A 9,468-nucleotide genomic window follows, 5' to 3' on the forward strand; every position below is an offset into this window, starting at 1 on the left:
GGCAGTGGACGACAACGCAAAGACAGACTTCGATGTTGAGGCGGTACCGGCGTTCCCGGTGCTGACCCTGTCGTGGGACGAGGACACCGAACGGACCGAGCTGAACGGGGTCCCGGTCGAGGCCACCCCGGGGGAGGACTACCGGCAGGCCGCCATCGCCGCCGTCGTCCGCGAGATCCAACGCCTGGACCTGCAGGCTGTGCGCGTGCGGGTGCTCTCCCCCACCGACGAAGCCTGGGACATGGTCGTCACCGCCACCGGGACCGTCCACGACACCACCGTCCCTGAACCGACCGCCGAGAAGCCTCAGCGTGGGCCGCGCCGGCGCTGGCTGCTCATCGGGGCCAGCACCCTGGGCGTGCTCGCCCTCGGCGGACTGGGCACCGCCGTGGCCGTGTCGGTCGCAGGGGCAGGCGAGAGCGTCCAGGAATGGGCCGTCCCGGGGGTGGACCAGCAGATCCCGGTGGCCCTGCCTGAACGGTTCAGTCCGCGCTCGGCGTGGTCGGTGCCGGTGGCCGAGGACTCCGATGTGGCGGTGCTGGACACCGGGCACATCCTCTCCGCCGACCCCGACGGCACCCTGACCGCCCGCATCCCGGAGACCGGCAAACCGGTCTGGCGCGGCACCAACGCCCCGGCCGACCTCACCGGGGCCGTACACACCGACTGGGCCGGCACCCCCTCCCTGGTGGCCAAGGCCGGCAACGAACTGCGCCTCTGGGACCTGCGCACCCCCGAGGACGGGTCCACCGTCCCGGCCAAGACCATCCCGGTGGAACAGGCCTGGCGGGTCGAAACCCGCGGAGCCCGGCCCCTGGTGGCCAAGCAGCACTGGATCGTAGGCATCCCGGCAACCGGGAACGACCTCACCGACGTCGTCATCCCCGCCGGAACGCGGGCCCTGACCGTCACCGGCGACAACCAGATCATCACCGCCTCCGAATCCAGCCTCTACACGGTCAACGCCGACGGCACCGTGGCCGGCCAGAAGCCCTACGCGCCCCCGCCCGGCGCCACCGGCTCCCCGGATACGTCGTGGATGCTCGACGCCGAGCACGCCCTGCTGGGCTGGGACACCGAGGCCTCCTCCACTGCCATGGCCATCATCCAGGTTCAGGAAGGTTCCACGCTGGCCACCGCCGAGGTACCGCACGCCCCCGACCAGCGTCAGCAACCCCTCGTGGATCCCGAGGGTCGAACCGCGGCCTTCGGCACCCTCGCCCTCACCTGGGGCGAGCAGTCCCTGCTGCGTCCGCTGCACCGTTTCGAGACCTCCACCCTCGACGCCACCACCGCCTACGGTCTGGCCGGCCGCACCGACCCCGCCAGTCTCGACCTGCGCTCGATGGACACCTCCCCGGTGCCGTGGGAGGCCTACACCGACGAGGACCCCGCCCCCGACCTGGTCGATGCCGACGCGGCCTACGTCGTCACCGACACGCTCGAGGACACCGTGCTCTACCGCTCCGAACCGGCTCAGATGCCAGCCGGCGATTCGCCCGCTGACTCCAAGGAGAAGTGATGATCCGCATCCGAATGGCCTCCGCCACCCACGCTGTGCTCGATGCCGGCCCGGACGATACCGTCGAGGTCACCTGTGGACAGGGCGAGGACCTCACCGACGCAGTCATCGAACACCTGATCCGACGGGCCCGCCGCGACGGCACCCGACTGATCGCCCAGACCGACGACGATCCCCCGACCTGGCTGGCCGTGGACCCGACCGGCACCGTCACTCCACTGGAACATGCTCCTGAACCCATCCAGGAACCGGTGGCCCCAACCTCCATGGCCCCGGCGGAACAGCCCGCCGAAGAGGCCGAGCCGGTACTGGCCACGGTCCCGGCAGAGGCTGGGCCGCCGCGGAGGGCCAACCCCTTCACCATCACCGAGCCCGCGCCGAGACCACCCTCGACACCGGCTGCTCCACAGTCGAGGCCTGGCCCGGTCGGCCCCGCGGCACCGACCCGGCGCAGCCTGCGCGAGACGACCTTCCTGGTCCCGGACACCACCACCGAACCCGCCGGTCGAGGCTGGCGGGCCGCACTGAACGCCCTGGGCCTGCGGATCCCGCCCTCGGCGGCCGAGTCGGCCGAACGCGAGGACTCACGGATGGTCTCTCAGCATTGGCCCGGCCCCCGGACCGTGGCCGTGGTCAACCGCAAGGGCGGGGCCAACAAGACCCCCACCGTTGCCCTACTCTCCGCCGTACTGGCCCGCTACGGCGGCGGGCCGGTGCTGGCCTGGGACAACAACGAGTCCCAGGGCACCCTGGGCTGGCGCACCGAACAAGGCCCACACACCGCCTCCGTGCTGGACCTGGTGGACTCCTCCACCCGGCTACTCTCCCCGGAAACGAACACCGCCGACCTCGCGCACTTCGTCCACCACCAGCCCGCCGACAAGTACGACGTGCTCCGCTCAGACGGCAACGACGAGGGCGACCACGAGGTCACCGCCGAGGAAGTCGACATCGCCCACCAGGTCGCCTCCCGGTTCTACCGGATGATCGTCATGGACTCCGGCAACACCGCCCGCTCGGCCAACTGGCGACGGATGATCGACCACACCGACCAGCTCGTCGTCCCGGTCACCGCCATGGAAGACCGCGCCGAAGCCGCCCTACTGACCCTGCAGACCCTAGAAGCTCGCGGCGGCCACGACGCCGAACTGGCCCGCAACGCCGTGGTCATCGTCTCCGAGTCCACCGACGCCGGCCGCGGCCTCGGCGGCGACGCCCTGAAGAAGGCCCGCGCTGAGGCCCAGCGCATCGCCGAGGGCTTCACCCCGCTGGTCCGCGCCGTGGTCCGGGTGCCCTACGACCCGGCCCTGGTGCGCGGGCTAATCCGCTACGACGGGCTGCGGCCGGGCACCCGGCGGGCCTGGCTGGCCGCCGCCGCGGCCGTCGCCCAGGGCTTCTAAGGACCACCCGCCGTGGACACCTCCCGCAGCCTGCTGCCCGTCGGCGCCGCGGCCGCCGTCGTGGGGCTGCTGATCCTCATCCCGGTGATGCTCATGATGCTCGACGACCAGCCCACCCCCGCTGCTAACACCGGGTGCATCCCGGCCGGCGGCAGCACCACGGGCATCCCCGAGCAGTACCGCCAGAACGTCACCGCCGCGGCCACCGAGGCCGGAGTCCCGGCCGCACTGGTCGCCGCCCAGATCCAGACCGAATCCGGCTGGGACCCCGCCGCCCGCTCCCCCGTCGGCGCCCGAGGCATCGCTCAATTCATGCCCGCCACCTGGGACGTCTACGGACAGGGGGCCGACCCCCTCGACCCGAAGGCCGGGATCGCCGCCCTAGGCCGGTACCTCAAAGCGATCCGGACTCAGGTCCAGCACCTGGGCGCCACCGAGGCCGAGCGGATCGACCTGACCCTGGCCGCCTACAACGCCGGCCCCGGAGCCGTCTTGGAGCACAACGGCATCCCTCCGTTCCCGGAGACCCAGGACTACGTACGCAAGATCAACGACCTGGCCCAGCTGGACTACTCCGCCGACTGCGCCCCCTTGGGCGGGTCCGTCATCGGCGAGCTGGGCACCGGGGAATGGACCCACCCACTGCCCGGTGGCCTCCTGACCAGCCGCTTCGGCTACCGCGGCTGCGTCGTCGGAGTTCAGTGCAACGAGTACGTCTCCACCCACCGCGGCCTGGACCTCTCCACCGGAGGCGGAGCCACAGTCGTGGCCCCCACCGACCTACGCGTCACCGCTGCCGGGGTGAACCAGTACCAGGGCCACTACCTCGTAGGACGGATGACCGAGGACCCCGGACTGGTCTTCCAGTTCCACCACTGCGCCCCCGACTCGCTCCAGGTCGGTCAGGGCGACACCGTCGCTGCCGGCACCCCGCTATGCGTGGAGGGCAGCACCGGGAACTCAGCCCGGGCACACCTGCACTTCCAGATCAACGCCCCTGAGGCCGACGACACGCGCCCCACCTACACCCATGCCCTCGACCCCTATCCGATTCTGATCCAGAAGGGCATCGCCCTATGAGACGTACTCGACTCCTGCCGCTGCTCGCCCTTGCGGCCCTGATGGTGATCGGTGCCGGTGTGGCCCTGGCCTTCGCCCAACCCTGGAACCGCGAGGAGCCGACGCCCAGCACCATGCTGACCACTCCCCCCGCTGCCACGGCTACCTCGGACGATCCGGACGCCGAATCCATCAGTGACCGTGAACAGATCGCCCTGGACGCCGCCCGCATCATGACCACCTGGACCCCGGCTAAGGACCTCAACCGCACCGCCGCCGAACTCCGGGCCCGACCCTTGATGACCGCAGAGCGCGCCCAGGCCGTCACCGCCCCGGAACGGCCCGCCACCGGCACCGAATGGCTGGAGGCCGCTGAACGCGGCGCCACCTCCGAGCCCACCGTCGACCTCAACCACGCCACAGAACTCACCGACACCGGCGTTTCTGTCACCGCCACCTGGACCTGGGACTCCCCCGACGGCAGCGAGATTACCGAAGAACCCAGAACTCAGCCGCGGATCTACTACTTCGAATTCACCCAGGAGAACAAGATCCATGACTACAGCTACTGAGTCTGCACTTCAGCACGCTTACGGCGTGTCTGCCGACACCATTAACAGTTATCCGGTTTGCTGGGGTGGTCAGCTCGAAAGGCTTGCAAAGGAGAAAGGTGAAGAGTCATGGGAAGGCTTAAGCACCCCAGTGGTGACCGCGCCCTCATCGCAGGACGTATCCCCGTCGACTACGACCGAAAACTCAAAATGTATACGAAACAGACGGGCCACACCCGGTCTGACCTCGTCGCCGAACTCGTCATCGCTTTCCTCGACCAGAACGACCCCGAACATGCTTCCGGCCAGACCATGGCCGAGTTCTCAGAACTCCAGAAGGCGAGCTGATGAAGATCTAAGCGCTTAAACGCCGAAGGACCCGCGCCAACGGGTCCTTCCAGCGAATATGAACTTTCCATTGCCCTGATCCGAACCGTTGCCACGCTCCCGGGTCAGAGGCTTTACCTTCCGCGTCCGCCAAGACGCTTCTGGAGGTCTGTTGCCCACTATAGCCATACCCTCAAGCCGTGGAGAAGTCGCCACGGCGTGTCACGCAGCCTGGTCGCTCACTCGCACCCTTAGCCCGCGCCCCTCCGTGCGTGTGGCGGTCTCCGACGCCGGCGGTACGGTACTGAACCAGTACGGGGCCCACCAGCGCACCAGTTCGGGTACCCCTTCCTTGCCTTGGGCCGTCTATCTGGCCGGCATTGACCGCCGGTACCGTCTGTTGGCCTTCGACCTTGACGCCAAGACGACCGAGGCCGCCGATGCCGCCGCCCGTGATGCCGACACCATCGCCGGCTTGCTCAGCGATGCCGGCCTTTCCCCCGTCATCTGTGCTTCCGGCCCCTCGGGTGGCCGCCACGTCTGGGCAGCACTGGCCGATTCCGTCGACGCCGACACCGTCGCCACCCTGGCCCGACTCTCCCGACACCTGTGTCCCACTCTCGATCTGGCCCCGTTGACCAACCCCGCCACTGGCTGTGTCCGCCCTCCGGGTGCACCGCACCGCGCCGGCGGGGTCTCTACCGTCCTGTTCGGAGACCTGGACGAACTGATCACCCCCACCGGCACTGCGGACCAGGTCCGAGGCTTGGTGGAGCACCTCTCCACCCTTGTCGGCGCCATGGAACCAACAGGGACCCTCCATTTGCACCGGCCCCTGCCACTGGACGACCACGGACGCCCCTACCTGCCCGGACCTCGACGCGAACTGCCCGCCGCCAGCAAGACCGCCCTATCCGAGGACGGTGCGGCCGGAGATGCCTCAGCCGTACTCTGGCGCGTGCTGATCGGCGCTGCCTACGCTCGCTGGAAATACTCTGACATCGCTGCACTCGTCCCGACCAGCCCCGGCCTGGAACACCTGCGCACCTACCGACTCTCCACCGGAACGGCCACGCTGCGCGTGCGCCGCGACCCCCGAGATGTCGCTGCTACCCTGGCCCGGCAGTGGGCCAAGGCCGTCACCCACGTCGCCACCAGTCCCCGCCAAATCGGTGACGACCCCACCTTCGATGCCCGCGCCGACACCATCGCCTCACACATTCGCGCCCTGCAAGAACGCGCCGATGCCACCGCCGGCCGCTGGACCCACGGCCGCGGACCAGCCGACCGCCGCATCCTCGATGTCCTCAGCGTCCTTGCCCTACAAGCGATGAAGACCGATCTGGAGGCCGACACCCGCCGCCTGGGACTACTCGCCGGCATCGGCCGAGAAACAGCCCGCGTGGCCCTGCTGCGCCTGTCCGCCGACGGCTGGATCGCCAAGGCCAGAGACGCCGAGGGACCCCATGCAGCGCACTGGCAGATAGGCCCCCACCTAGATATCCACAGGAAGGCAGATCCTGGTCGGTCACAAGCGGACCCGCGCCCCGAAGGGGCCGGGGCCGCAGAAAGAATCACTCTGCTCCGCACCCTCACCACCCGCACTCACGCCTGCGCCCACGACGCTTTCACGCTGGGTCAGGGGCTCGGACTCCTTGCCGGGAACCTCTACGCGAGGATCACCTTCACACCCCAGCCCCTGACCGACTTGGCCGCTGAGACCGGCACCCCGTTATCTCACGCCGCTAAGCTTCTGGATCGGCTCACTGAGGCCGGACTGCTCATCCACTCCCCCACCGGCTGGCGACGCCATACTACTGACCGCAGGCGGGCTGCCGCCCAGCGTCTAGAGACCGACGGACGACTCGCCGATCGGGCTGCTCGCTACCAAGTTGAACGCGAACTCTGGGCTTGGTGGCAAGCCGAACAAGCCTGGATGCAGGCATCTCGCAGAACCGCCCCTTCGCGGCGTGCAGGCCCAGGTCAGCTCACCCTTACGCCCGAACTGGGCACTAACGCCTACGGCGCCCACCCTCGCCGTGCCGACGGGAAAGCCGACTACCGACGGGCCCGTTGGCTATTGGCGACCGGCCAAGCTCCCACCAGACGAACGCGGAACCACCAGAGCCTCTCGAGAATGCAGGCTGCCTGACCTTCCCATGGCACCGGCATCTCGAGATATACAGTCCCACTCCCCCCACCACACGAAGGCGCGCTCTTCACAGAGAATCAAACGGACCGCTCTGTCTCCGTCGACCCCAGGGCTGACACGAGAAAGACTCATGTTCAGGCACCGAGCGGTGCGAGTCCAGTACCCTCACGCGGAGCGAATCGCAGCGCCTCAATACTCGGCCTCTCTAAGTTGTGATACTCTGTTACTCCGGAAGTACTAGAGTCCGGTAGTGCTGTACTCTGTATCTCCGTTAGTTTGTATGTCTGTATATCTGTATGTTTGTGGGTCTCTAGGCGGCGAGATGCTTCAAAACCTCGTCGGCCGCCCCTGGTTGAAGGACAGGGTTGTCGTTCCTTCGCAGGCTTGCAAGGCGCCGATGACGAAGTATGGAGGCAGCTGTGTAGGCTTCGCTTCCTCGAGCTTTTCTCCGTCGTGGCTGTGTTATTGTCTCGCTATCGGAGTCACTAAGTCTGTGAGTATCTGAGTTCAGGAGTCTGTCAGTGCGAGACTCTGTCAGTATTGGATTACCTGCTGATGAGAGCCGTCCGCTGAAGACAGCCCCGACGTCTGGCTGGGATTCAGGAAGACGTCTGCGGGGAGGCCGTGTTGCAGGCCTCCTCTGTTGTTCGAAGATGGAGTCGTAAGCGCCGCCGCGCGAGCCAAGGGGGTCGACCAGGGTTTACGCAGCCACTGACTCTGTCAGTGTGTGACTCCGCAAGTCTGTGACTCTGTACTCTGTAAGTTTCTCTGAGGTTGCCGCTTGGGCATGCGGGACTCCGGCAGTCACGCATGCCCAGAGTCCAGGGGTATCGGCGTGGCGTAGGGCCGTGCCTTTATCAACAACTAGACTCTCAATGACAGAGTTCCAGATTAACGGACTCCAGGACTAACAGAGTCTGTGGCCGATTCGGTGCCGTTATGCGCCGATCCGAAGAGGAGAGTGCATGAGGATTGTCTCTGTGATTAACGAGAAGGGTGGAGTCGGTAAGACCACCAGCGTCATGGCTCTGGCGTCGCTAGCCGCCGAAACGGAGCGCGTCCTCGTGGTGGATTTAGACCCACAGGGATCGGCCATGGACTGGGGGAGTGCTGCGGAGAATGCGGGCAAAGAACTCGACTTCCAAATCGTCACGGCGAAAAACCCGGCCGATCTGAAGGAGATGCGGGGGCTGGACTTTGACCTCATTGTCGTAGACACCCCGGGCAACCTGCAGAACGCCGACCTGCTGCGAAAGATCGCCGAGTCCTGCGACCACGTCATCCTGCCCACTGAGCCCACTGCGATGGCGGTGCGCCCGTTGGTGCGCACCTGGCAGGACGTCGTCGAGCCCACCGGAACGGCCTACTCGGTGCTGTTGACCCGCACCGACCCCCGCGTGCCTCGAGACGTCGAAGACACGCGGGAACTCCTCACCGGTCTTGAGGTGAACGTGCTCGAGCCGCACGTGCGCTCCTACAAGGTGCACGAACGAGCCTCCATCGACGGCACGGTCGTCACCGGGTACGAGAAGAGTCGAATGAGCGAGAAGGCCGCCGGGGACTACCGCGCCGTGCTGAAGGCGCTGCGTAAACAGTGGGAGAACGAAAACACCGAAGGAGAAGCAGTCTGATGGCTAAGGTGCGCATGACCGACCTCAGTGACCTGCTCGGGGCAAAGAAGGCCGCAGGAGCCGGGGCTGTTCCCGGAACGGAGGCGGCATCGGAGGCGAAGGTGCCCGTGGCGGAGAGGATCTCCCCGGCGGCACAGGAAAAGGCCATCCCGGCCGCCAGGAGCTCAACTGCGTCCATCGCATCGACCCCCAAGGCGACCACGACTGAGGCATTGACCAGTACGTCCCCGCGTACCGCAGATCAGGGGAGTAGTGTGTCGAAGTCCCAAGCCTCGGCACCAGCGTCGGATCCTGGAATGCCGCGGTATCTGACCCTGATGCGCAAAGAAGCCCGCATTACGCCAACGCAGGCCGATGAACTCAGCCGCCTCGTCCGGAAGTTGAACCGAACCCGGCATGGACAGGGGGAGCGAATCACGGACAACACGCTGATCCGCGTGGCTATCGGCCTGCTCATGGAACGCGTAGGCGACCTTCGAGGCACCACCGAGGCCGAACTGTTTCAGTCGCTGGGTCTCGAGCCCGCAGAGTAACGGCTTTCCACGATCACAGAGTAAGGGAGTACGGGAGTACGTAACTGCCGAACTGCCATACTCTGTTACTCTGTTTCTTTCGGCAGATTCTGAGGCGGGCATCTCTGGCGGAACCTCATGGATGTCTGCACGGCAGTCGGCTGAACTCCCGGACCCGTCATGCAGCGGGGGTGGGGGAGGGGCGTCTGAGTAGTTCGAAGTAGTGCCCCCTAAAGTGGTGTAGCCCACGGTGGCCAGTTCGTCGCTCGCGACGTAAAGCGCGGCCACCGTGTGATCCGTCGAGGAAACTCTCA

The 9,468-nt window shown here is 66.8% G+C and carries 8 protein-coding genes; all 8 read left to right on the forward strand.

Features of this window, described 5'->3' with window-relative positions; translation table 11 throughout:
* The first annotated feature begins 4 nt into the window (after window positions 1-4).
* Window positions 5-1,522 (forward strand): hypothetical protein, encoded by a 1,518-nt coding sequence (locus AB0333_RS16140; protein ID WP_366219711.1) that lies wholly within the window; start codon window positions 5-7, stop codon window positions 1,520-1,522.
* Complete coding sequence (locus tag AB0333_RS16145; protein WP_366219712.1) at window positions 1,522-2,922, forward strand: chromosome partitioning protein ParA; 1,401 nt, start codon at window positions 1,522-1,524, stop codon at window positions 2,920-2,922. Before AB0333_RS16140 ends, AB0333_RS16145 begins: the two co-directional genes overlap by 1 nt.
* Window positions 2,923-2,934: 12 nt before the next feature.
* Window positions 2,935-4,002 carry a transglycosylase SLT domain-containing protein gene (locus tag AB0333_RS16150; protein ID WP_366219713.1) on the forward strand — a complete coding sequence of 356 codons (1,068 nt, stop codon included), beginning with the start codon at window positions 2,935-2,937 and terminating at the stop codon, window positions 4,000-4,002.
* Complete coding sequence (locus AB0333_RS16155) at window positions 3,999-4,553, forward strand: hypothetical protein (RefSeq protein ID WP_366219714.1); 555 nt, start codon at window positions 3,999-4,001, stop codon at window positions 4,551-4,553. Before AB0333_RS16150 ends, AB0333_RS16155 begins: the two co-directional genes overlap by 4 nt.
* A 108-nt stretch (window positions 4,554-4,661) precedes the next feature.
* Window positions 4,662-4,880, forward strand: coding sequence for a hypothetical protein (locus AB0333_RS16160; protein WP_309817726.1), 219 nt, complete (start codon window positions 4,662-4,664; stop codon window positions 4,878-4,880).
* A gap of 247 nt (window positions 4,881-5,127) precedes the next feature.
* Window positions 5,128-7,011 carry a hypothetical protein gene (locus AB0333_RS16165; protein ID WP_366219715.1) on the forward strand — a complete coding sequence of 628 codons (1,884 nt, stop codon included), beginning with the start codon at window positions 5,128-5,130 and terminating at the stop codon, window positions 7,009-7,011.
* 965 nt (window positions 7,012-7,976) lie between these two features.
* The gene (locus AB0333_RS16170; protein WP_366219716.1) at window positions 7,977-8,642 is read left to right on the forward strand and encodes a ParA family protein; all 666 of its coding nucleotides are present in this window, start codon (window positions 7,977-7,979) and stop codon (window positions 8,640-8,642) included.
* 14 nt (window positions 8,643-8,656) lie between these two features.
* Complete coding sequence (locus tag AB0333_RS16175) at window positions 8,657-9,175, forward strand: hypothetical protein (protein WP_366219717.1); 519 nt, start codon at window positions 8,657-8,659, stop codon at window positions 9,173-9,175.
* The last annotated feature ends 293 nt before the right edge of the window (window positions 9,176-9,468 follow it).

The sequence above is a fragment of the Citricoccus sp. NPDC079358 genome (assembly GCF_040702545.1).
Lineage (GTDB): Bacteria > Actinomycetota > Actinomycetes > Actinomycetales > Micrococcaceae > Citricoccus.

Coding starts and splice junctions, on each gene's coding strand:
- AB0333_RS16145 (WP_366219712.1), top strand. CDS start 1,522: ATGATCCGCATCCGAATGGCCTCCGCCACCCACGCTGTGCTCGATGCC.
- AB0333_RS16155 (WP_366219714.1), top strand. CDS start 3,999: ATGAGACGTACTCGACTCCTGCCGCTGCTCGCCCTTGCGGCCCTGATG.
- AB0333_RS16160 (WP_309817726.1), top strand. CDS start 4,662: ATGGGAAGGCTTAAGCACCCCAGTGGTGACCGCGCCCTCATCGCAGGA.
- AB0333_RS16170 (WP_366219716.1), top strand. CDS start 7,977: ATGAGGATTGTCTCTGTGATTAACGAGAAGGGTGGAGTCGGTAAGACC.
- AB0333_RS16175 (WP_366219717.1), top strand. CDS start 8,657: ATGACCGACCTCAGTGACCTGCTCGGGGCAAAGAAGGCCGCAGGAGCC.